General features: G+C 69.1%; 24 protein-coding genes. 22 read left to right on the top strand and 2 right to left on the bottom strand.

All coding sequences use genetic code 11. The features are described from left to right. The first annotated feature begins 111 nt into the window (after nucleotides 1-111). Both tuf and ACZ6I1_RS28955 read left to right on the top strand, forming a co-directional pair. Nucleotides 112-1,305: an elongation factor Tu gene (gene tuf / locus ACZ6I1_RS28960; protein WP_362301459.1), complete on the top strand. Its 1,194-nt coding sequence runs from the start codon at nucleotides 112-114 to the stop codon at nucleotides 1,303-1,305. A 193-nt stretch (nucleotides 1,306-1,498) separates the two neighbouring features. Further along, nucleotides 1,499-1,882 (top strand): hypothetical protein, encoded by a 384-nt coding sequence (locus ACZ6I1_RS28955; RefSeq protein ID WP_469291841.1) that lies wholly within the window; start codon nucleotides 1,499-1,501, stop codon nucleotides 1,880-1,882. A 72-nt stretch (nucleotides 1,883-1,954) separates the two neighbouring features. On the opposite strand, the gene rfbC is transcribed toward ACZ6I1_RS28955, so the two are convergent. After that, entirely contained in the window at nucleotides 1,955-2,554 is a 600-nt protein-coding gene (gene rfbC, locus ACZ6I1_RS28950; protein WP_469291840.1) for a dTDP-4-dehydrorhamnose 3,5-epimerase, read from the bottom strand. Beyond that, nucleotides 2,551-3,426 (bottom strand): glucose-1-phosphate thymidylyltransferase RfbA, encoded by an 876-nt coding sequence (rfbA, locus tag ACZ6I1_RS28945; protein WP_469291839.1) that lies wholly within the window; start codon nucleotides 3,424-3,426, stop codon nucleotides 2,551-2,553. Before rfbA ends, rfbC begins: the two co-directional genes overlap by 4 nt. An 81-nt stretch (nucleotides 3,427-3,507) precedes the next feature. On the opposite strand from rfbA, the gene rfbB reads away from it, so the two are divergent. From rfbB to rpsQ, 20 genes are all read left to right on the top strand, one after another. Continuing rightward, nucleotides 3,508-4,485, top strand: coding sequence for a dTDP-glucose 4,6-dehydratase (rfbB, locus tag ACZ6I1_RS28940; protein WP_469291838.1), 978 nt, complete (start codon nucleotides 3,508-3,510; stop codon nucleotides 4,483-4,485). Between the two features lie 47 nt (nucleotides 4,486-4,532). Continuing rightward, on the top strand, nucleotides 4,533-5,402 hold the full coding sequence (gene rfbD, locus ACZ6I1_RS28935) for a dTDP-4-dehydrorhamnose reductase (protein ID WP_469291848.1): 870 nt from the start codon (nucleotides 4,533-4,535) through the stop codon (nucleotides 5,400-5,402). Beyond that, nucleotides 5,399-6,730 (top strand): lipopolysaccharide biosynthesis protein, encoded by a 1,332-nt coding sequence (locus ACZ6I1_RS28930; protein WP_469291837.1) that lies wholly within the window; start codon nucleotides 5,399-5,401, stop codon nucleotides 6,728-6,730. The genes rfbD and ACZ6I1_RS28930 overlap by 4 nt, the downstream gene beginning before the upstream one ends. A gap of 68 nt (nucleotides 6,731-6,798) precedes the next feature. Beyond that, nucleotides 6,799-7,488, top strand: coding sequence for a glycosyltransferase family 2 protein (locus ACZ6I1_RS28925; protein WP_469291836.1), 690 nt, complete (start codon nucleotides 6,799-6,801; stop codon nucleotides 7,486-7,488). Then, nucleotides 7,485-7,907, top strand: coding sequence for a DUF2304 family protein (locus ACZ6I1_RS28920; protein WP_469291835.1), 423 nt, complete (start codon nucleotides 7,485-7,487; stop codon nucleotides 7,905-7,907). Before ACZ6I1_RS28925 ends, ACZ6I1_RS28920 begins: the two co-directional genes overlap by 4 nt. A gap of 6 nt (nucleotides 7,908-7,913) precedes the next feature. Next, entirely contained in the window at nucleotides 7,914-8,816 is a 903-nt protein-coding gene (locus tag ACZ6I1_RS28915; RefSeq protein WP_469291834.1) for a glycosyltransferase family 2 protein, read from the top strand. A gap of 45 nt (nucleotides 8,817-8,861) precedes the next feature. Continuing rightward, nucleotides 8,862-10,700 carry a hypothetical protein gene (locus tag ACZ6I1_RS28910; RefSeq protein WP_469291833.1) on the top strand — a complete coding sequence of 613 codons (1,839 nt, stop codon included), beginning with the start codon at nucleotides 8,862-8,864 and terminating at the stop codon, nucleotides 10,698-10,700. A gap of 193 nt (nucleotides 10,701-10,893) precedes the next feature. Beyond that, complete coding sequence (locus ACZ6I1_RS28905) at nucleotides 10,894-13,485, top strand: peptidoglycan recognition protein family protein (protein WP_469291832.1); 2,592 nt, start codon at nucleotides 10,894-10,896, stop codon at nucleotides 13,483-13,485. Nucleotides 13,486-13,596: 111 nt separating this feature from the next. After that, nucleotides 13,597-14,691, top strand: a complete 1,095-nt coding sequence (locus ACZ6I1_RS28900; RefSeq protein WP_469291831.1) for a hypothetical protein — start codon at nucleotides 13,597-13,599, stop codon at nucleotides 14,689-14,691. A gap of 466 nt (nucleotides 14,692-15,157) precedes the next feature. Beyond that, entirely contained in the window at nucleotides 15,158-15,466 is a 309-nt protein-coding gene (rpsJ, locus tag ACZ6I1_RS28895; protein ID WP_003948644.1) for a 30S ribosomal protein S10, read from the top strand. A 14-nt stretch (nucleotides 15,467-15,480) separates the two neighbouring features. Beyond that, a complete protein-coding gene (gene rplC, locus ACZ6I1_RS28890) occupies nucleotides 15,481-16,125 on the top strand; it encodes a 50S ribosomal protein L3 (RefSeq protein ID WP_007265899.1) in 645 nt (214 codons plus the stop codon). A gap of 4 nt (nucleotides 16,126-16,129) precedes the next feature. Further along, complete coding sequence (gene rplD, locus ACZ6I1_RS28885) at nucleotides 16,130-16,780, top strand: 50S ribosomal protein L4 (protein ID WP_030298210.1); 651 nt, start codon at nucleotides 16,130-16,132, stop codon at nucleotides 16,778-16,780. Further along, on the top strand, nucleotides 16,780-17,103 hold the full coding sequence (rplW, locus tag ACZ6I1_RS28880) for a 50S ribosomal protein L23 (RefSeq protein ID WP_007265901.1): 324 nt from the start codon (nucleotides 16,780-16,782) through the stop codon (nucleotides 17,101-17,103). The genes rplD and rplW overlap by 1 nt, the downstream gene beginning before the upstream one ends. 39 nt (nucleotides 17,104-17,142) lie before the next feature. Further along, on the top strand, nucleotides 17,143-17,979 hold the full coding sequence (gene rplB, locus ACZ6I1_RS28875; RefSeq protein WP_030388860.1) for a 50S ribosomal protein L2: 837 nt from the start codon (nucleotides 17,143-17,145) through the stop codon (nucleotides 17,977-17,979). Nucleotides 17,980-17,991: 12 nt separating this feature from the next. Next, the gene (rpsS, locus tag ACZ6I1_RS28870; protein ID WP_249767356.1) at nucleotides 17,992-18,273 is read left to right on the top strand and encodes a 30S ribosomal protein S19; all 282 of its coding nucleotides are present in this window, start codon (nucleotides 17,992-17,994) and stop codon (nucleotides 18,271-18,273) included. Between the two features lie 43 nt (nucleotides 18,274-18,316). Then, nucleotides 18,317-18,664 (top strand): 50S ribosomal protein L22, encoded by a 348-nt coding sequence (gene rplV / locus ACZ6I1_RS28865; RefSeq protein WP_007265904.1) that lies wholly within the window; start codon nucleotides 18,317-18,319, stop codon nucleotides 18,662-18,664. Next, entirely contained in the window at nucleotides 18,664-19,503 is an 840-nt protein-coding gene (gene rpsC, locus ACZ6I1_RS28860; RefSeq protein ID WP_007265905.1) for a 30S ribosomal protein S3, read from the top strand. Before rplV ends, rpsC begins: the two co-directional genes overlap by 1 nt. 5 nt (nucleotides 19,504-19,508) lie before the next feature. Continuing rightward, nucleotides 19,509-19,928: a 50S ribosomal protein L16 gene (gene rplP, locus ACZ6I1_RS28855; RefSeq protein ID WP_030026326.1), complete on the top strand. Its 420-nt coding sequence runs from the start codon at nucleotides 19,509-19,511 to the stop codon at nucleotides 19,926-19,928. Then, nucleotides 19,928-20,152, top strand: coding sequence for a 50S ribosomal protein L29 (gene rpmC / locus ACZ6I1_RS28850; RefSeq protein ID WP_008739703.1), 225 nt, complete (start codon nucleotides 19,928-19,930; stop codon nucleotides 20,150-20,152). The genes rplP and rpmC overlap by 1 nt, the downstream gene beginning before the upstream one ends. Then, the gene (rpsQ, locus tag ACZ6I1_RS28845) at nucleotides 20,152-20,433 is read left to right on the top strand and encodes a 30S ribosomal protein S17 (RefSeq protein WP_030008467.1); all 282 of its coding nucleotides are present in this window, start codon (nucleotides 20,152-20,154) and stop codon (nucleotides 20,431-20,433) included. The genes rpmC and rpsQ overlap by 1 nt, the downstream gene beginning before the upstream one ends. The last annotated feature ends 28 nt before the right edge of the window (nucleotides 20,434-20,461 follow it).

Here is a 20,461-nt window from a genome sequence, read left to right as displayed (position 1 = left end):
TCTGGGGCAACAGGAGCACCACTCCCGTTGCCCCGGGGGAGCCGGCTATCCAGCAAAGATCACCTGGCGCCGATCTGTAAGGCGTACAGAACCACTCTCAGGAGGACCCCCGTGGCGAAGGCGAAGTTCGAGCGGACTAAGCCGCACGTCAACATCGGCACCATCGGTCACATTGACCACGGTAAGACGACCCTCACGGCCGCCATTACCAAGGTGCTGCACGACAAGTACCCGGACCTGAACGCGGCCTCGGCCTTCGATCAGATCGACAAGGCTCCTGAGGAGCGCCAGCGCGGTATCACCATCTCCATCGCGCACGTCGAGTACCAGACCGAGGCGCGTCACTACGCCCACGTCGACTGCCCGGGTCACGCGGACTACATCAAGAACATGATCACCGGTGCCGCGCAGATGGACGGCGCGATCCTCGTGGTCGCCGCCACCGACGGCCCGATGCCGCAGACCAAGGAGCACGTGCTCCTGGCCCGCCAGGTCGGCGTTCCGTACATCGTCGTCGCCCTGAACAAGGCCGACATGGTGGACGACGAGGAGATCCTGGAGCTCGTCGAGCTCGAGGTCCGTGAGCTCCTCTCCGAGTACGACTTCCCGGGCGACGACCTGCCGGTCGTCCGCGTCTCCGCGCTGAAGGCGCTCGAGGGCGACAAGGAGTGGGGCGACAAGCTCATCGGCCTCATGGACGCCGTCGACGAGGCCATCCCGACCCCGCCGCGTGACACCGAGATGCCGTTCCTCATGCCCGTCGAGGACGTCTTCACGATCACCGGTCGCGGTACGGTCGTCACCGGCCGTATCGAGCGTGGTGTCCTGAAGGTCAACGAGACCGTCGACATCATCGGTATCAAGGAAGAGAAGACCACCACCACGGTCACCGGTATCGAGATGTTCCGCAAGCTCCTCGACGAGGGCCAGGCGGGCGAGAACGTCGGTCTGCTCCTCCGTGGCATCAAGCGCGAGGACGTCGAGCGCGGCCAGGTCATCATCAAGCCCGGTTCGGTCACCCCGCACACCGAGTTCGAGGCCCAGGCCTACATCCTGTCGAAGGACGAGGGTGGCCGTCACACCCCCTTCTTCAACAACTACCGTCCGCAGTTCTACTTCCGTACCACGGACGTCACGGGTGTCGTCACCCTGCCGGCCGGCACGGAGATGGTCATGCCGGGCGACAACACCGAGATGACGGTCGCGCTGATCCAGCCGGTCGCCATGGAGGAGGGCCTGAAGTTCGCCATCCGTGAGGGTGGTCGTACCGTGGGCGCCGGCCAGGTCACCAAGATCACGAAGTAATTCGTGCTCTGACCTGGTGGCTCGCTGAAGCGAGCGCCAAGTTGCACTGAAGGGCCCCGTTCCACCGCTCCGGCGGAGGGACGGGGCCCTTCGGCGTTCACCCCTTCGGCGCGTACCGGATGCCCTCCGGTCCGCGGCAGGCCAGGCTGCGCTCAAGGGCAGATACCGAGAACGCACAGACGAGGACCGAGCCATGTTCGAACGAGGCGGCGCCCAGCTCCGGCATGCCGGCGTCATCACCGGGGCGGCCCTGCTGCTCGCGGCCACGGCCACCGCCTGTTCCGCCGGCAGGACCACCGTGGGTCCGCTCACCTTCCGCGCCCACGACTCCCCGGTCGAGGTCACGCGCACGAGCGGCCGCGTGCAGGGCTGCCACAAGATCGGCCTTCCGCACGGGGCGGCCCACGTCGAGAACAACACCCTGGTCGACGTCGTCCTGTACCGGACGCCGAACTGCCGCAAGGGCGAAGGGGCCGCCGAGGTCAACGGGACCAACGGGACCTACATCCCGGCCGGGACCTCGAACGTGACGGCCGAGGGCAGCCTGCCGTGGCGCAGTTACACCGTCGTGCACTGAAAGAGGGCCGCACCCCGTACGCACGGGGTGCGGCCCTCTTCCTCGCGCGGAGGCGGGTCAAGCGGTCAGCGGTCAGCTCACGCGGAGCGACTCGGTGAACTCCTTGCAGACGGCGTAGTCGGGCAGCAGCCCGGACGCGATCGCGTCGGCCAGCGAGGGGGCGGCCTCGTCGCGGGCCGACAGCAGCGGGACGTCGGCCGGCCACTCGATGCCGAGGTCGGCGTCGAGCGGGTGAACCGAGTGCTCGCCGGTCGGGTTGTACGTCTCCGAGCACAGGTACGACAGCGTGGCGTCGTCGCTCAGCGCGCAGAAGCCGTGGCCCAGGCCCTCGGGGATGTAGACCGCGCGGCGGTCCACGTCGTCGAGGCGGACGCCCTCCCACCTGCCGAAGGTGGGGGAGCCCACCCGCAGGTCGACGATGACGTCCAGCACGGCGCCGCGCACGCAGGTCACGTACTTGGCCTGGCCGCGCGGGACGTCGGCGAAGTGGATGCCGCGGACCACGCCCGCGGAGGAGACCGACAGGTTCGCCTGCGCCAGGTTCAGCGGGTGGCCGACCACCTCGGCGAGCCGGTCGAAGCGGTACCACTCGGTGAACAGGCCGCGCGGGTCGCCGTGCAGCTGCGGGGTGACCTCGAAGGCGCCCTCGATGGAGAGTTCGCGGAACTTCATCGCGCGTCCTCCTCGTCGAGCAGGGCCAGCAGGTAGGTGCCGTAACCGCTCTTGGTGAGGGGCTCGGCGAGGGCGCGCAGCTGCGCGGAATCGATCAGGCCGGCCCGCCAGGCCGCCTCCTCGATGCAGCCGATCTTGAAGCCCTGGCGCTCCTCGATGACCCGGACGAACTCGGAGGCCTGCACCATCGAGACGAAGGTGCCGGTGTCCAGCCATGCGGTACCGCGGTCGAGGATGGTGACGTTCAGCTCGCCGGCCTGGAGGTACGCGTCGTTGACGGCGGTGATCTCCAGCTCGCCGCGGGCGCTGGGCTTCAGGCCGCGGGCGATCTCGACGACCTGGTTGTCGTAGAAGTACAGGCCCGGCACCGCGTAGCGGGACTTGGGCTTGACCGGCTTCTCCTCGATGGAGATGGCCTGGCCCGTCTCGTCGAACTCCACCACGCCGTACGCCGTCGGGTCCGCCACCGGGTACGCGAACACCCGGCCGCCCTTGGCGTCGGTGTGCTCGGCCAGGCGCGTGCCGAGGCCGCTGCCGTGGAAGATGTTGTCGCCGAGGATCAGCGCGACGGACTCGTCACCGATGAAGTCGGCGCCGAGGACGAAGGCCTGGGCGATGCCCTCGGGACGCTCCTGGACGGCGTACTCGAGCCGCAGGCCGAACTGCGAACCGTCGCCGAGCAGCCGCTCGAACTGGTCGCGGTCTTCCGGAGTGGTGATGATCAGAATTTCGCTGATACCCGCCATCACCAGGGTGGAGAGGGGGTAATAGATCATCGGCTTGTCGAAGACGGGCAGCAGCTGCTTCGAAACGGCCCGGGTCAACGGCCAGAGTCGCGATCCGGTGCCACCGGCCAAAAGGATTCCACGCATGGGTGAACCCTATGCGAGAGCGTGCGGGGGAGCCGAGCCAAGGGAATGTGACGTTCGGCAGGCCGCTAGACTCTTCGTATTATGCGCATCCTCGTGACCGGCGGCGCCGGCTTCATCGGTTCAGAATTCGTCCGCCAGCAGCTCGGTGCAGATGCCTCGGCGCAGATCACTGTCTTCGACAAGCTGACGTACTCGGGCGTCGAGGCCAATCTCGCCCCGGTCGCGGACCACCCCGGATACACCTTCGTCAAGGGCGACATCTGCGACGCCGAGGCCGTCGACCAGGTGATGGCCGGTCACGACGTCGTCGTGCACTTCGCCGCCGAGTCCCACGTGGACCGCTCCATCGCCGGCGCGGGCCCCTTCGTGATGACCAACGTGGTGGGCACCCAGGTCCTGCTGGACGCCGCCCGCAAGCACGGCGTCGGCCGCTTCGTCCACATCTCCACGGACGAGGTCTACGGCTCGATCACCGAGGGCTCCTGGACGGAGGAGTGGCCGCTGGTGCCGAACTCCCCGTACTCCGCCTCGAAGGCGTCGTCCGACCTGCTGGCGCTGGCCTACGCGCGCACCCACGGCATGGACGTGGTGGTCACCCGCTGCTCCAACAACTACGGGCACTACCAGTTCCCGGAGAAGGTCATCCCGCTGTTCGTCTCCAACCTGATGGACGGCAAGAAGGTCCCGCTGTACGGCAACGGCGGCAACGTGCGCGACTGGCTGCACGTCTCCGACCACTGCCGCGGCATCGACCTGGCCATGCGCAAGGGCCGGGCCGGCGAGGTCTACAACATCGGCGGCGGCACCGAGCTCACCAACAAGGAGCTCACCGGCGTCCTGCTCGAGGCCGCGGGCCTCGGCTGGGACATGGTCGAGCACGTCGAGGACCGCAAGGGCCACGACCTGCGCTACTCCATCGACATCAGCAAGATCGGCGCCGAGCTCGGCTACGCCCCGCAGGTCACCTTCGAGGACGGCATCAAGGCCACCATCGACTGGTACCGCGAGAACCGTGCCTGGTGGGAGCCCCTCAAGGTGAAGGCAGCCCTGCAGAAGTGACCGCCTACCCCGTGGCCACGCGCTGGCTCGTCACCGGCGCCGCCGGGATGCTCGGCCAGGACGTCCTGGCCGTCCTGAAGGACGCCGGCATCGAGGCCGTCGGCCTGCGCCGGGCCGACCTCGACATCACCGACCCGGCAGCCGTCCGGGCGGCCGTCGAGGGGGCCGCCGTGGTCGTCAACTGCGCGGCCTGGACCGACGTGGACGGCGCGGAGACGGCCGAGGAGGCCGCCACCGCCGTCAACGGCACCGGCGTGCGGGTCCTCGCCGAGGCCTGCGCCGCGGCCCATGTCCGCCTGGTGCACGTGTCCACCGACTACGTGCTGCCCGGCGACGCCTCGCAGCCGTACCGCGAGGACGCCGAGACCGGCCCGGTCAACGCGTACGGGCGGACCAAGCTGGCCGGCGAGCAGGCCGTCGCCGAGCTGCTGCCCCAGGACGGCTACGTCGTGCGCACCGCCTGGCTGTACGGCGAGCACGGGCCGAACTTCGTCGCCACCATGCTGAAGCTGGCCGCCCAGCGCGACACCCTGGACGTCGTGGACGACCAGCACGGCCAGCCCACCTGGTCGTACGCGCTCGCCCGCCGCCTGGTCGAGCTGGGGCAGGCCGCGCTGAAGGGCCACGCCCCCGGCGGCGTCTACCACGGCACCGCGAGCGGCCGGACCACCTGGATGGGCCTGGCCCGCGAGGCCTACCGGCTCGGCGGGCTCGACCCGGAGCGGATCCGTCCGACCACCTCCGAGGCCTTCGTACGCCCCGCCGTCCGCCCCGCCTTCAGCGTGCTCGCGCACGACCGCTGGGCAGAAGCGGGCCTCGAACCCCTCGCCGACTGGCGGGAGCAGCTCGCCGAGGCCCTCGGCACCCCCGTCTTCACGGCACTGGCCGCCCAGGCCCGGGACGGCCGTACGGGATGAAAACCCTGCTGAACAAGCTGAGCGCGGCGCTGCCGCCGGGCACCGTCGCGGTGGCCGGCGGCACCGTCGTGCTCGGCGCGGCCTCCTACGTCCACCTGGGCGTGGCCGGCCACAGCCTGTCCGAGCAGGACATGGCGAACGTCTCGGTGCTGTGGACGATCGTGATGTCCGTCGGCATCGGCATCTTCTTCCCCATCGAGCAGGAGCTCACCCGGATCGTCTCGGCCCGCGTGGTCCTGGGACAGGGCACGGCCCCGGTGCTGCGCCGGGCCACCCTGCTGACCGGGGCGATGCTCGGCGCGACCCTGCTCGTGCTGGGCCTGGGCGCGGGCCCGATCGCCGAGCTGCTCTTCCAGGGCGACCGCGCCCTGGTGGCCGCGCTCGGCGGAGCCTTCGCCGGCATGGCCGTCTGCTACCTCACCCGCGGCGTCCTGGCCGGCCTCGGCCGCTTCGCCGCGTACGGCACCCAGCTGGCCGTCGACGGCGGCCTGCGCATCCTGCTCGCCTTCGGCTGCGCCCTGTTCGGACTGCACTCCGCGCTCGCCTTCAGCCTCGTACTGGCCCTCGCGCCGATCGCCGCGACGCTGGTCACGCTCCCCGCGCTGCTGCGCAACGTCGGCCCCGGCCGGCCGATCGCCTGGCGCGAGCTGTGCAACGGCCTGGGCCTGCTCATCTGCGCGACCCTGCTGTCCCAGGCCGTCGTCAACGCGGCGGTCGTGAGCACCAAACTGCTGGCCCCCGCCGACAGCGTGCTGATCGCGTCGCTGCTGAGCGCGCTGGTCCTGGCGCGGGTGCCGCTCTTCGTCTTCGGCTCGCTCCAGGCCTCGCTGCTGAGCGGCCTCACCGCCGCCTACACGGCCGGCGACCGCACCGCGTTCTGGGCGATGCTGCGCCGGATCGCGCTGGTCGTCGGCGGGCTCGGCCTGCTCGGCGGCGTGCCCGCCACCGTGCTCGGCCCGTGGCTGATCGAGGTGCTCTTCGACGCCAAGCCGCGGCTGGGCTGCTTCGACTTCTTCCTGATGTCCGCAGGCACCGTGGCGTACATGTTCGCGATGGTCCTCGGACAGGCGCTCATGGTATTCAAGCGGCACAACCTGCAGCTGCTCTGCTGGGTCCTCGGAACCGCGGTCCTGGTGGGCATCACCCTGATTCCCGGGGACGTGGACGTACGCGTGATCGTTGCCTACGCTCTCGGCTCCCTGGCCACCGTGCTCGCTATGCTGGCAGCGCTGAGGCTGAGCTTCCCCGGAGCGGCTGCGACCGCCACCGAAGGTCCCGGGCGGACGGCCGACACCGGCAGCCTGGGTGTAAGTGCGGTCGGACCCTAGCCATGCCTGCCCACGACGTCACACCGATCACCGAGCACTCGTTTGTGCCCCGTTCCGCTGGAGCTACCGTGTCCGATTACGACGATGTCTGGCTGGTCATACCGGCCTATAACGAGGGCCAGGTGATCGCCGACGTGGTCGAGGGGGCCCGCAAGACGTTCCCCAACATCGTCGTCGTCGACGACGGCAGCACGGACGACTCGGCCAAGCACATCGCCACGACCGGCGCGCACCTGGTGCGCCACCCGGTCAACCTCGGCCAGGGCGCGGCCCTGCAGACCGGCCTCACCTACGCGCTCGCCCAGCCCGGAGCGCGCTACTTCGCCACCTTCGACGCCGACGGCCAGCACCAGACCAAGGACGTCGAGACGATGGTCGCGGTGCTGCGCCGCGACGAAGCCGACGTCGTCCTCGGCTCCCGCTTCATCGAGCAGAACGGCCAAGTGCCGTGGATCAAGCAGGTGGTGCTGCGTACGGCCGCCGCGGTCAGCCCGACCGCCCGCAAGCTCAAGCTCACCGACGCGCACAACGGACTGCGCGTACTGGGCCGTGAAGCCGCCGAGCAGCTGAACATCACCATGAACGGCATGGCGCACGCGTCCGAGCTCGTCGGCTTCCTGGCCGGCTCCGGCCTGCGGGTCACCGAGGTCCCGGTGGACATCCTCTACACCGATTACTCACGCGCCAAGGGTCAGTCCCTGATCAACGGCGTCAACATCCTTTTTGACATTTCGCTGCGGGAGCGTGGGCGTCGATGAAGTACTTCTGGATCCAGCTGCTGCTGATCGTCGGCTCGGTGTCCATGGCCCTCATGTTCATCCGGACCTGGGGCCAGGCGAAGAACCGTGCGTGGAAGCGCATAGCGTTCTCCGTGTTCGTGGTCGTCAACGTCTACGCGGTGCTCCGCCCGACGGACGTCACCTGGGTCGCCCAGCAGCTCGGCGTCGGCCGCGGCACCGACCTGGTGCTCTACGTGATGGTGCTCGCGATGGGCTTCCTCACCCTCAACACCTTCCTGCGCTTCCGGTCGCTGGAGAAGAAGATCACCGACCTGGCGCGGACCGTCGCCATCAACGAGGGCGTCCGGCACAACGACGAGCGCCTCGGCCAGGACGCCGTCGCGGGCTCCGCCTCCGCCTCCGGCGCCGATGCCGACTCCGACTCCGTGAAGGCCTGACGCTCCATGGTGACCTTCGACTTCATGCTCCCCTACTACGGGGACGTGCAGCTGATGCAGGACGCCGTGCGCAGCGTTCTGGCACAGACCGACCGGGACTTCCGGCTCGTCGTCATCGACGACGGCAAGGAGCCGGACGTACCCGGCTGGTTCGAGCAGCTCGGCGACGAGCGGGTCCACTACACCCGCAACGAGCAGAACCTCGGCATCACCAAGAACTTCCAGAAGTGCGTCGAGCTCTCCGAGGCCGACTACGTGGTCATCATGGGCTGCGACGACATCCTGCACCCGCACTACCTGGAGACCGTCCGCGGGATCATCGGCGCCCACCCGGGCACCGGCATGGTCCAGCCCGGCGTCGAGGTCATCGACGGCTCGGGCCGGGTGATGCAGGGCGGCCTGGCGGACAACACCAAGAAGCGGCTGTACGCGCCGCAGGTGAAGGGCCGCCGGCTGATGGGCGGGGAGGAGCTGGCCGCCAGCGTGCTGCGCGGGAACTGGCTGTACTTCCCCTCCATCGCCTGGCGCGGCGAGGCGCTGCGCAAGGTGAACTTCCGCGACGACTACTCGGTGATCCAGGACCTCGCGCTCGTGGTCGACCTGCTGGAGGCCGGCGAGGAGATGGTGATCGACAACTCGACCACCGTCTTCCAGTACCGCCGCCACGCGGTCAGCGAGTCCTCGGTGCAGGCCTTCTCCGGCACCCGCTTCGCCGAGGCCGAGCGGTACTTCGCCGCGGTCGCCGCGCGCATGGACGCCCGCGGCTGGCCCAAGGCCGCCCGCGCGGCGCGCTTCCACAGCGCCTCCCGCCTGCACGCGCTCACCATGCTCCCCGGCGCACTGCGCCGCGGGCACCGGGAGGGCGCCCGCACCCTGGCGAAGCACGCTTTCACCTCCGGCCAGAACTGAGCCGAGAGCCGACAGCCGACACCGCACCCCACGAAACGGACTGAGATGACACACCTGGCCCCCGAGGAGGTCGGTGAGGCCGGCGCCCCGGCGCCCCGCCCCGCCCCGACAGCGGAAGGAACGAGCCGGCTGTCCCCCTCGCGGAGCCGGGCGTGGCTCTCCCGGCGGTGGGTGCTCCCGCTGGCCGAGGTCCTCGTCAGCCTCGTGGCAGCCCTCGGGTTCACGCTGCTGAGCACGCACATCGTCGTGAACCCGCTTGTCCGCGTCGGCCAGGTCAGCGGTCTCGCCAAGCTCCAGCAGTACGTGGCCTTCCTCGGCCTGCCGCTGCTCGCGGTCCTGCTGTACACCGCCTACCGCGGCGGTCTCGCCCGCCACCAGCTGGCCAAGCGGCTGGTGTGCGCCGCCCTGGCGGGGCTCGCCACCGGAGTGGTGGCCGGCGGCGTGGTCGTCGCCCTGCGCGGTACGCCCTGGGGCCTCGGCGGCCAGGAGGGCGACCCGGGCGCCCTGATCGACATGGCCAACTCGTTCCTGCACGGGGAGGGCATGTCGGGCATCTACCCGCCCCTCTTCCCCGGCCTGATGGCCGTCTGGGCCAAGGTCCGCCACGACGTCCCCGGCGGCACCGGGTTCGCCCTCAAGGACTTCCAGATCTTCTTCACCGCCATCGCGGGCCCGCTGACGTACCTGGCCTGGCGGCTGCTGCTCCGGCCGTTCTGGGCGCTGCTGATCGCCGTGCCGTCGGCCGTGCTCTTCATCGACCCGATCCGCCCGTACAGCCACGGCAGCATGCTCGTGCTGCTGCCGCTGCTCGGCTACTGCCTGCGCGAGATGCGCCGCTCCGCCGAACGGCCGCTGCGCCGGTCGCTGCTGCGCGGCGCGCTCCTCGGCCTCGTCTTCGGCGTGGTCTTCCTCTGGTACTCCGGCTGGTACGTGTGGGCCGCGCCGGGCGTGGGCCTGCTGGCGCTGTTCCTCTTCCCGTGGCGCGCCGGTGCGACGGCGGTCAAGCGGGCCGCCGCGTTCGTCGGGATCACCCTGCTGACGGCCGGGGTCATCGGCGCCCCCCTCATCTACCAGATGGCCCGGCTCGGTTCCCAGCACCCGGACCGCTACGCCTTCCTGGCCGTGTACGTGGATCCGGCCTACGTCCTCGGCTGGGTCTCCGACCGGTCCGGGCAGCTGGAGTACCAGACCTGGCCGGTGGCCGGCGAGATGGCGGGCCAGAGCGGCTTCGCCCTGCTGCTGCTGTTCGCCGTGGGTCTGGGCGTGGGTCTGGCGCTGCGCAACATCATGGTCCTGACCGCGGCCGCCACGCTGGCGGGCGCCTGGCTGGCCCGCTTCTGGTTCGCCTCGCACATGGCGAGCGCCAAGGCCGTGCAGCTCTACCCGCGCACCACCTGGATCATCATGTACTGCCTGATGATCCTGGCCGTCCTCGGCATGATGGCCGTGATCCACCGGGGCTCGGGCTGGGCCGAGCGCACGCTGCGGCCGAGCGGCGCGGCGCCGGGCGCCCGGGTCGTCCCCCGGCGCGTGGTCGCGCAGCTCGCCGCCGGCATGGTGTGCGCGATCGCACTGTTCGCCACGATGGGCGCGTCCTGGTCGGTCAACCGGTACATGCCGCAGTCCGACGCGATGTCGATGGGCATCGACGCCTACCGGGCCCAGAACACCAAGAAGGCGGACGGCACCTGCCCGCGCTACGCGCCGGACAAGAAGAAGTGCGCGGACATCGTCACCCACGACTGGCGGCAGCGGCCCGACCCCGGCGGCCTGTGGTGCGGCGGTGTGAATCCGCTGAACTGGCCTGCCATCTGCGGCCGCAAGGCGCCGCCGGAGGAGCTGGCGACGGTGCAGCCCAAGGAGAAGGAAGAGGCGAAGAAGTAACCTTCGCCCCATATGAGGACCCCTGGACCGCGGTTGGCCGCGGACCGGGGGTCCTCGCGCATCCGCACCCGTGTTCCCCTCATACCCACCCCCCTGTTCGAGCCGTCACCCGGGGCCAGTAGCATCCGGCCGGTCAGGCATGTCTTGTGGCGGACTCACAACAGGGGTTGGGGACAACTTGAAACTAGGTCGTGTGCGCGGGACGGCGCTGGCCGCCGCGCTCGGTGTCGTGGCGGTTCTCGGCATCCAGGGCGTCGCCAACGGCATCGACGCCGGCGACGGCGAGGTTTCGCCGTACAGCGCGGGCGCCCGTGAGAAGGGCCCGGTCGAGGGAGAGCTGCACAAGCTCGCCCTGAAGCCCAAGGGCAAGGGCGAGGCCGTCCTCTCCCAGCAGGACACCGAGCCCTTCGGGCTCCTCGGCGTCTCCTGGACCGACCCCGAGGCCGAGGTGAAGGGCAAGATCGAGGCCCGCACCCGGGACGCCGACACCGGCAAGTGGTCGAAGTGGAAGGTGCTGGAGCAGGCCGAGTCCGGCCTCGACGGCAAGCGCCCGGGCCTGCGCGGCGCCACCGAGCCCATCTGGGTCGGTCCGTCCGACGGAGCCGAGGTGCGGGTGAGCGGCGGCACCTCCGAGCTGCCCGCCGGCATGGAACTGAACCTGGTGGACCCGGGCGCCGCCGGCGTGAAGGCCAAGAAGAAGGACGGCAGCCTGGGCCTCGCGCCGGTCTCCTACGCCCTTCCCGCGGTGGACCCCGCCCCGACGACGCCGGGACCCGAGTCGACCGCCCCGCGGCCTGACGTGGTCTCGCGCGTGCAGTGGGGCGCCGACGAGTCCCTGAACAACGAGGGCCCGGTCTACCTCCCCGGCGCGAAGGTCAAGGCGCTCTTCGTCCACCACACCGCGTCCACCGCGCCGTACGAGTGCTCCGAGTCCGCGGCGATCGTGCGCAGCCTGCACGTCTACCACGTGAAGAGCAACGGCTGGCGGGACCTCGGCTACAACTTCCTGGTCGACAAGTGCGGCACCCTCTTCGAGGGCCGTCAGGGCGGTGTGGACCAGCCCGTCATGGGCGCGCACACCTACGGCTGGAACTCGGAGTCGACGAGCGTCGCCGTCCTCGGTGACTACACGACCGCCGGGGCCTCGGCCGCCGCGCTCGAAGGCATCTCCAAGGTCGCGGCGTACAAGCTGGGCCAGTACGACGGCGACATGAACGGCACCACGACGCTGACCGCCGGCGTCACCCAGACCAACTTCTTCGGTACCACCTTCACCGAGAAGCAGCAGTACACCTTCAAGACCGTCTCGGGCCACCGCGACGGCTTCAACACCCAGTGCCCCGGGAACCAGCTCTACCCGCAGCTGGACTCGATCCGGAAGTCGGGCCCCGCGGCCCAGCTGAAGATCGCCTCCGTGAACGGCGCGGCGGCCACCCCGGGCGCCACCCTGCCCAGCGGCGCGGCCCTGACGGTCGACTGGACCACCAGCACGGCGAGCGGCCTGGTCAGCAAGTTCGAGGTGCTGGTCGACGGCGAGTCCGTCGCGGTCACCGACGGCTCCGCCCGCAAGGCGATGGCGGCCGTGACCGACGGCAAGCACGAGGTCCGGGTCAAGGCGACCGCCGCGAACGGCAAGGTCTCCACGAGCCTCGCGGTCACCGTCGAGGCGGACGTCAAGGGCGCCACGTTCGTTCCCCTCGCCCCGAAGCGCCTGATGGACACCCGTGAGGGTCTCGGCGTCCCGAAGGCTCCGGTCGGTTCGGGCGGCGTGGTCACCCTGCCGGTGGCCGCCGCCACCGGTGGTACGCCCACCGCGGTGGTACTGAACGTGACGGCGACGAACCCGACGCAGCCGAGCTTCGTGTCGGTGTACCCGGGCGGTACGACCCGCTCCAGCGCGTCGAACCTGAACTTCACCCCGGGCCAGACCATCCCGAACCTGGTGGTCGTGCCGGTCATCAACGGGACCGTCAGCTTCTACAACAACCAGGGCACCGTCGACCTGATCGCCGACATCACCGGCTACTTCACCTCGACCGCCGAGGGCGCCACACAGACCAACTTCGGCCCGAAGCGCCTGATGGACACCCGTGCGGGCCTGGGCGTTCCGAAGGCTCCGGTCGGTACCGGCGGCGTGGTCACCCTGCCCGTGGCGGGCGTCGACGGCATCCCGGCCACCGGCGTCAAGGCCGTGGTGCTGAACGTGACGGCGACGAACCCGACGCAGCCGAGCTTCGTGTCGGTGTACCCGAGCGGTACCACCCGCTCCAGCGCCTCGAACCTGAACTTCACCCCGGGCCAGACGATCCCCAACCTGGTGGTCGTCCCGGTCGTCGACGGGAAGGTCAGCTTCTACAACAACCAGGGCACCGTCGACCTCATCGCCGACATCACCGGCTACTTCTCGGACAGCGCCACCGGCGCCATGCACGCGAACTTCGGCCCGAAGCGCCTGATGGACACCCGTACCGGCCTCGGCGTGCGCCAGGGCGCGGTGGCCGGCGGCAGCGTCGTCACGCTGCCCGTGGCGGGCGTCGGCGGCATCCCGGCCACCGGTGTGAAGGCCGTGGTGCTGAACGTGACGGCGACGAACCCGACCGAGGCGAGCTTCGTGTCGGTGTTCCCGAGCGGTACGACCCGGACGAGCGCCTCGAACCTGAACTTCACCGCCGGTCTCACGATCCCCAACCTGGTGGTCGTCCCGGTCGTGGACGGGAAGGTCAGCTTCTACAACAACTCGGGGTCCGTGGATCTCATCGCGGACATCACGGGCTACTTCAGCTAGTGGCCTGAACCGGTATGTCCGCAGGTGAGAGGCTCCGCGCCAGAGGGCGCGGGGCCTCTCCCGCATGTCGGGGCAGGGCACGCAGGACCGCAGGGACAGGGAAAAAGGGGCATGGGGAAGAACGACGACGACAGGACGGGCGTCTCCGACGAGGAGTGGGCCCGATTCATGGCGCAGGCCGCCGCGGGGGCGGGGGAGGCGCCGAAGGAGCCGTCCGCGCGGCAGCGGATGGTCACCGAGCGCCTGCGCAACGAGCAGCCGCCGCCCGGGTGGCGCACCGCCCCCGCGCCGCCGCGGCGCAGGACCGGGCGCCGTCTCAAGGCGGCCGCGGGCATCGTCCTGGTCGCCGGGCTCGCGCTGATCGCCGTACGGCCCGAGCTGGTCATCGACCGCCTCACGGGCGCGTCCGGCGCCCGGCAAGAGGCCCGGAACGCCGGGCCGCTGCCGGCCGAGTCCGTACGGCCGACCGCGCCGCCCCCGTCGGTGCCCGCCGACGCGCCGACGCTGCAGGATCCTTTCCGCGGCTCCCCGGCGGCGCAGTGGGCCGACGGCGCAGCGGGCATCGAGGTCCCCGCGGCCGAGGCCGTCGGCGCCATGACCAAGGAGCAGGTCGCGGACGCGCTGGAGAAGGCCAGGCAGTTCCTGGTCGCGGCCAACCTCGACCCGGCGGCCCTGCGGGGGGAGCGGCCCGCCGCCGCCCTGGCGCTCCTGGACCCCCGCCAGCCGGAGGTCCCGCAGCGGCTGGAGCAGTACCTGGCGAAGCCCACCGCGCAGGACACCCCGGTGCTGCTCTTCACCCGCTTCGACCCGGCCGAGGTCAAGCCGGTCGGCGGGATCGTCAAGGTGCGCGGCAGCATGCACGCGGAGCAGGGGCGGTCCGGAGAGCTCCTCGTCGTGACGGACTACACCTTCGTCCATCCCCTGACGAAGGGCGGTACGAGCGTGCAGCGGACCATCGTGCGCCGACAGGTCACCCTGGCCCTGCTCGACCCGGCGCGCTGGGAGACCACCCCGGGCCGGCTGCAGCTGCGCCGGTACTTCTCGGAATGGTCGAACGTCGCGTGCGAGGCGGCCGACGGCTTCCTGCACCCGCAGTTCCCGCTCGACCCGGCGACCGGTCCGGCGCCCACCGGGCCCGCCGTGGACCCCTACGACCGCAGCCAGGAGGTCCAGCGCGACGGCTGCGGAACCATCACCCGCTCCTGACCGGGGGATATCCGGCGGGAGACTCGGGTGCGGCGGTTTGACCACTCAGCGTGGCGGGGTATTCTCTTCCGCCCGATTGGCCAGGTACGTGCCTCGTATGGCAGACTACTCAAGTTGCTCGGCTGAGTGCCGATGCTGCGCGCCTCCCGCCGGGAGGACCGGAAGCGAGTCCCACAGTACTCGTCGTCCTTAATCTGCCTTCCGGGGCAGCAATGGGGGCGGACGTACGGGAATCTTCTGGGAAGTGTCAGCACGGTGCCCACCAGGCGCTCGGTGGGTGTTTCTCCCCCGAAACGCGGTCACAGGGACCGCACCCCCTTGGACGAGGGAATTTCCGTATGGGAATTTTCTGTAGAGGGAGTGCGACACGCCCGACCGCGTGGGTCGGAGAGAAGCGGTGGGATCCGTCCCGCAGCCGACCGAGAGCCAGAGCGTTTCCACATAGAGACAGGACTACGGAGTAGCCATGGCGGGACAGAAGATCCGCATCCGGCTCAAGGCCTACGACCACGAGGTCATCGACTCCTCGGCGAAGAAGATCGTCGAGACGGTGACCCGCACTGGTGCGTCGGTCGCAGGCCCGGTGCCGCTGCCCACTGAGAAGAACGTGTACTGCGTCATCAAGTCGCCGCACAAGTACAAGGACTCGCGCGAGCACTTCGAGATGCGCACGCACAAGCGCCTGATCGACATCCTCGACCCGACGCCCAAGACCGTTGACTCGCTGATGCGCCTGGACCTTCCGGCCGGCGTTGACATCGAGATCAAGCTCTGAGAGGCGTCGAGAAGATGGCAAAGCAGATCAAGGGCGTCCTGGGCGAGAAGCTCGGCATGACCCAGGTCTGGGACGAGAACAACCGTGTCGTCCCGGTGACCGTTGTCAAGGCCGGGCCCTGCGTCGTTACCCAGGTCCGTACGAACGACATCGACGGCTACGAGTCGGTCCAGATCGCCTTCGGCGAGATCGACCCGCGCAAGGTGAACAAGCCCCTCAAGGGCCACTTCGCCAAGGCCGACGTGACCCCCCGCCGCCACCTGGTGGAGCTCCGCACCTCCGACGCCAGCGAGTACACGCTCGGCCAGGAGATCACTGCTGAGGTGTTCGAGTCCGGCGTCAAGGTTGACGTCACGGGCAACAGCAAGGGCAAGGGCTTCGCCGGTGTCATGAAGCGGCACAACTTCCGGGGCCTCGGCGCCGGTCACGGTGTGCAGCGCAAGCACCGCTCCCCCGGTTCGATCGGTGGCTGTGCCACCCCTGGGCGTGTCTTCAAGGGCATGCGCATGGCCGGTCGCATGGGTAACGAGCGCGTCACCACCCAGAACCTGACCATCCACGCGGTTGACGCGGAGAAGGGTCTGCTCCTCATCAAGGGTGCGGTCCCCGGTCCGAACGGCGGCCTCGTCCTGGTCCGTACCGCGGCCAAGGGGGCTTGAGGTAATGAGCACCATTGACATCCTTTCGCCGGCAGGCGACAAGGCCGGTACCGTCGAGCTCCCCGCGGAGATCTTCGACGCCAAGACCAGCGTTCCGCTGATCCACCAGGTCGTTGTCGCCCAGCTGGCTGCTGCCCGTCAGGGCACGCACAAGACCAAGACCCGTGGCGAAGTCCGTGGTGGTGGCCGCAAGCCGTACCGCCAGAAGGGCACCGGCCGCGCCCGTCAGGGTTCGACCCGCGCTCCGCAGTTCGCAGGCGGTGGCGTCGTCCACGGCCCGCAGCCGCGTGACTACTCGCAGCGGACCCCCAAGAAGATGAAGGTCGCCGCCCTCCGCGGTGCCCTCTCGGACCGTGCGCGTCACTCCCGCATCCACGTCGTCACCGGCGTGGTCGAGGGTGCCGTCTCCACGAAGGCCGCCAAGACGCTGTTCGGCAAGATCTCGGAGCGCAAGAACCTGCTCCTGGTCGTCGAGCGTGCCGACGAGGCCGCGTGGCTGTCCGCCCGCAACCTGCCCCAGGTTCACATCCTGGAGCCGGGCCAGCTGAACACGTACGACGTGATCGTCTCTGACGACGTGGTCTTCACCCAGGCCGCGCTCGAGTCCTTCGTGTCTGGCCCCAAGGCCGATGAGACCGAAGGGAGCGACGCCTGATGTCTGAGGCGACCGTTACCAGCAAGACCTTCACCGACCCGCGCGACCTGCTGATCAAGCCGGTTGTCTCGGAGAAGAGCTACGCGCTGCTGGACGAGAACAAGTACACGTTCATCGTCGCGCCCGGCGCCAACAAGACCCAGATCAAGCAGGCCGTGGAAGCGGTCTTCTCGGTCAAGGTCACCGGGGTCAACACGATCAACCGTCAGGGTAAGCGCAAGCGCACCAAGACCGGTTTCGGCAAGCGTGCCAACACCAAGCGCGCCATCGTGACCCTTGCCGAGGGCAACCGTATCGACATCTTCGGCGGCCAGGCCTCCTAACGGAGGTCTAGTCGTCCGGAATCGGACGAGGACTGAGAAATGGGTATCCGCAAGTACAAGCCGACGACCCCGGGCCGTCGTGGCTCCAGCGTCGCCGACTTTGTCGAGATCACGCGGTCCACGCCGGAGAAGTCGCTGGTTCGCCCTCTGCACAGCAAGGGCGGCCGTAACAACACCGGCCGGATCACCGTTCGCCACCAGGGTGGCGGACACAAGCGCGCCTACCGCGTGATCGACTTCCGTCGTCACGACAAGGACGGCGTGCCGGCCAAGGTCGCGCACATCGAGTACGACCCCAACCGCACCGCGCGCATCGCGCTGCTGCACTACGCCGACGGCGAGAAGCGCTACATCATCGCGCCGCGCGGTCTGCAGCAGGGTGACCGGATTGAGAACGGCCCGACGGCCGACATCAAGCCCGGCAACAACCTGGCGCTCCGCAACATCCCGGTCGGTACCACGATCCACGCGATCGAGCTCCGTCCCGGTGGCGGCGCGAAGTTCGCCCGCTCCGCTGGTGCCTCCGTGCAGCTGCTCGCGAAGGAGGGCGTCATGGCCCACCTCCGCATGCCGTCCGGCGAGATCCGTCTCGTCGACGCGCGCTGCCGCGCCACGGTCGGCGAGGTCGGCAACGCCGAGCAGTCGAACATCAACTGGGGCAAGGCCGGCCGCATGCGCTGGAAGGGCGTTCGCCCGTCCGTCCGCGGTGTCGCGATGAACCCGGTTGACCACCCGCACGGTGGTGGTGAGGGCAAGACCAGTGGTGGTCGCCACCCGGTCTCCCCGTGGGGTCAGAAGGAGGGTCGTACTCGCTCGCCGAAGAAGGCTTCGAGCAAGTACATCGTCCGCCGCCGCAAGACGAACAAGAAGCGCTAGGAGCGGGTTTAGATGCCGCGCAGTCTCAAGAAGGGACCCTTCGTCGACGACCACCTCGTAAAGAAGGTGGACGCTCAGAACGAAGCTGGTACCAAGAACGTCATCAAGACCTGGTCCCGTCGCTCGATGATCATCCCGGCGATGCTGGGTCACACCATCGCGGTGCACAACGGCAAGACGCACGTCCCGGTGTTCGTCACCGAGTCGATGGTCGGCCACAAGCTCGGCGAGTTCTCGCCGACTCGCACCTTCCGCGGCCACGTCAAGGACGACCGGAAGTCGAAGCGCCGCTAAAGGCGGGGTGGTTACGACTATGACTTACACCGAAGGGACAACCATGGAAGCCAGGGCCCAGGCGCGGTACATCCGCGTCACGCCCATGAAGGCCCGCCGAGTGGTGGACCTTATCCGTGGCATGGATGCCACGGAGGCTCAGGCGGTCCTGCGTTTCGCCCCGCAGGCCGCGAGCGTGCCGGTCGGCAAGGTGCTGGACAGCGCCATTGCCAACGCCGCACACAACTACAACCACCCGGACGCCTCCACGCTGGTCATCAGCGAGGCGTACGTGGACGAGGGCCCGACCCTGAAGCGGTTCCGTCCGCGTGCCCAGGGCCGTGCCTACCGGATCCGCAAGCGGACCAGCCACATCACCGTGGTCGTCAGCAGCAAGGAAGGTTCCCGGTAATGGGCCAGAAGGTAAACCCGCACGGGTTCCGGCTCGGCATCACCACCGACTTCAAGTCGCGTTGGTACGCCGACAAGCTGTACAAGGACTACGTCAAGGAAGACGTCGCCATCCGTCGGATGATGACGTCCGGCATGGAGCGCGCCGGCATCTCGAAGGTGGAGATCGAGCGCACCCGTGACCGCGTGCGTGTGGACATCCACACCGCTCGTCCGGGCATCGTCATCGGCCGCCGTGGCGCCGAGGCCGACCGCATCCGCGGTGACCTCGAGAAGCTCACGGGCAAGCAGGTCCAGCTGAACATCCTCGAGGTCAAGAACCCCGAGCTCGACGCTCAGCTGGTTGCCCAGGCCGTTGCCGAGCAGCTCTCCTCCCGCGTCTCCTTCCGTCGTGCCATGCGCAAGAGCATGCAGGGCACGATGAAGGCCGGCGCCAAGGGCATCAAGATCCAGTGTGGCGGCCGTCTCGGCGGCGCCGAGATGTCCCGCTCCGAGTTCTACCGCGAGGGCCGTGTGCCGCTGCACACGCTGCGCGCGAACGTGGACTACGGCTTCTTCGAGGCCAAGACCACCTTCGGCCGTATCGGTGTGAAGGTCTGGATCTACAAGGGCGACGTCAAGAACATCGCCGAGGTTCGCGCCGAGAACGCTGCGGCCCGTGCGGGTAACCGCCCGGCCCGTGGTGCCGGCGCTGGCGACCGTCCCGCCGGCCGTGGTGGCCGTGGTGGCGAGCGCGGCGGCCGTGGTGGCCGCAAGCCGCAGCAGGCTGCTGGTGCCGAGGCCCCCAAGGCCGACGCTCCCGCCGCCGCTCCGGCTGAGAGCACCGGAACGGAGGCCTGACCAACATGCTGATCCCTCGTAGGGTCAAGCACCGTAAGCAGCACCACCCGAAGCGCCGCGGTATGGCCAAGGGCGGTACTGAGGTCTCGTTCGGCGAGTACGGCATCCAGGCGCTTACCCCCGCCTACGTGACGAACCGCCAGATCGAGGCGGCTCGTATCGCGATGACCCGCCACATCAAGCGTGGCGGCAAGGTCTGGATCAACATCTACCCGGACCGTCCGCTCACGAAGAAGCCTGCCGAGACCCGCATGGGTTCCGGTAAGGGTTCTCCCGAGTGGTGGATCGCCAACGTGCACCCGGGCCGGGTCATGTTCGAGCTGTCCTACCCGAACGAGAAGATTGCTCGTGAGGCGCTCACCCGCGCTGCTCACAAGCTTCCGATGAAGTGCCGGATTGTTCGGCGCGAGGCAGGTGAGTCGTGATGGCGACGGGAACCAAGGCGTCCGAGCTGCGCGAGCTCGGCAACGAGGAGCTCGTTGGCAAGCTGCGCGAGGCCAAGGAGGAGCTGTTCAAGCTCCGCTTCCAGGCGGCCACGGGTCAGCTGGAGAACAACGGCCGGCTCAAGTCCGTCCGTAAGGACATCGCTCGCATCTACACCCTGATGCACGAGCGTGAGCTCGGTATCGAGACGGTGGAGAGCGCCTGATGAGCGAGAACAACGTGACTGAGAAGACCGAGCGCGGTTTCCGCAAGACCCGTGAGGGTCTGGTCGTCAGCGACAAGATGGACAAGACCGTCGTCGTCGCCGTCGAGGACCGCGTGAAGCACGCCCTGTACGGCAAGGTCATCCGCCGTACGAACAAGCTCAAGGCTCACGACGAGCAGAACGCTGCCGGTGTCGGCGACCGCGTCCTCATCATGGAGACGCGTCCGCTGTCGGCGAGCAAGCGCTGGCGCATCGTCGAGATCCTCGAGAAGGCCAAGTAATTACTTGAGGGGTTTCCCTCAAGTTCGT

The organism is Streptomyces sp. NPDC046303 (assembly GCF_055588085.1).
This window is presented reverse-complemented; position numbering and strand designations above follow the sequence as displayed.

Excerpts from the sequence above, each read along its gene's own strand:
- ACZ6I1_RS28900 (WP_469291831.1), top strand. The coding sequence starts at position 13,597 with ATGGGGAAGAACGACGACGACAGGACGGGCGTCTCCGACGAGGAGTGG.
- ACZ6I1_RS28930 (WP_469291837.1), top strand. The coding sequence starts at position 5,399 with ATGAAAACCCTGCTGAACAAGCTGAGCGCGGCGCTGCCGCCGGGCACC.
- rfbD (WP_469291848.1), top strand. The coding sequence starts at position 4,533 with ATGCTCGGCCAGGACGTCCTGGCCGTCCTGAAGGACGCCGGCATCGAG.
- rplB (WP_030388860.1), top strand. The coding sequence starts at position 17,143 with ATGGGTATCCGCAAGTACAAGCCGACGACCCCGGGCCGTCGTGGCTCC.
- rplD (WP_030298210.1), top strand. The coding sequence starts at position 16,130 with ATGAGCACCATTGACATCCTTTCGCCGGCAGGCGACAAGGCCGGTACC.
- rpsQ (WP_030008467.1), top strand. The coding sequence starts at position 20,152 with ATGAGCGAGAACAACGTGACTGAGAAGACCGAGCGCGGTTTCCGCAAG.
- rplP (WP_030026326.1), top strand. The coding sequence starts at position 19,509 with ATGCTGATCCCTCGTAGGGTCAAGCACCGTAAGCAGCACCACCCGAAG.
- ACZ6I1_RS28915 (WP_469291834.1), top strand. The coding sequence starts at position 7,914 with ATGGTGACCTTCGACTTCATGCTCCCCTACTACGGGGACGTGCAGCTG.
- rfbC (WP_469291840.1), bottom strand. The coding sequence starts at position 2,554 with ATGAAGTTCCGCGAACTCTCCATCGAGGGCGCCTTCGAGGTCACCCCG.
- rplC (WP_007265899.1), top strand. The coding sequence starts at position 15,481 with ATGGCAAAGCAGATCAAGGGCGTCCTGGGCGAGAAGCTCGGCATGACC.
- rplV (WP_007265904.1), top strand. The coding sequence starts at position 18,317 with ATGGAAGCCAGGGCCCAGGCGCGGTACATCCGCGTCACGCCCATGAAG.
- ACZ6I1_RS28920 (WP_469291835.1), top strand. The coding sequence starts at position 7,485 with ATGAAGTACTTCTGGATCCAGCTGCTGCTGATCGTCGGCTCGGTGTCC.
- rpsC (WP_007265905.1), top strand. The coding sequence starts at position 18,664 with ATGGGCCAGAAGGTAAACCCGCACGGGTTCCGGCTCGGCATCACCACC.
- ACZ6I1_RS28910 (WP_469291833.1), top strand. The coding sequence starts at position 8,862 with ATGACACACCTGGCCCCCGAGGAGGTCGGTGAGGCCGGCGCCCCGGCG.
- rplW (WP_007265901.1), top strand. The coding sequence starts at position 16,780 with ATGTCTGAGGCGACCGTTACCAGCAAGACCTTCACCGACCCGCGCGAC.
- rpmC (WP_008739703.1), top strand. The coding sequence starts at position 19,928 with ATGGCGACGGGAACCAAGGCGTCCGAGCTGCGCGAGCTCGGCAACGAG.
- rfbB (WP_469291838.1), top strand. The coding sequence starts at position 3,508 with ATGCGCATCCTCGTGACCGGCGGCGCCGGCTTCATCGGTTCAGAATTC.
- rpsJ (WP_003948644.1), top strand. The coding sequence starts at position 15,158 with ATGGCGGGACAGAAGATCCGCATCCGGCTCAAGGCCTACGACCACGAG.
- rpsS (WP_249767356.1), top strand. The coding sequence starts at position 17,992 with ATGCCGCGCAGTCTCAAGAAGGGACCCTTCGTCGACGACCACCTCGTA.
- rfbA (WP_469291839.1), bottom strand. The coding sequence starts at position 3,426 with ATGCGTGGAATCCTTTTGGCCGGTGGCACCGGATCGCGACTCTGGCCG.
- ACZ6I1_RS28955 (WP_469291841.1), top strand. The coding sequence starts at position 1,499 with ATGTTCGAACGAGGCGGCGCCCAGCTCCGGCATGCCGGCGTCATCACC.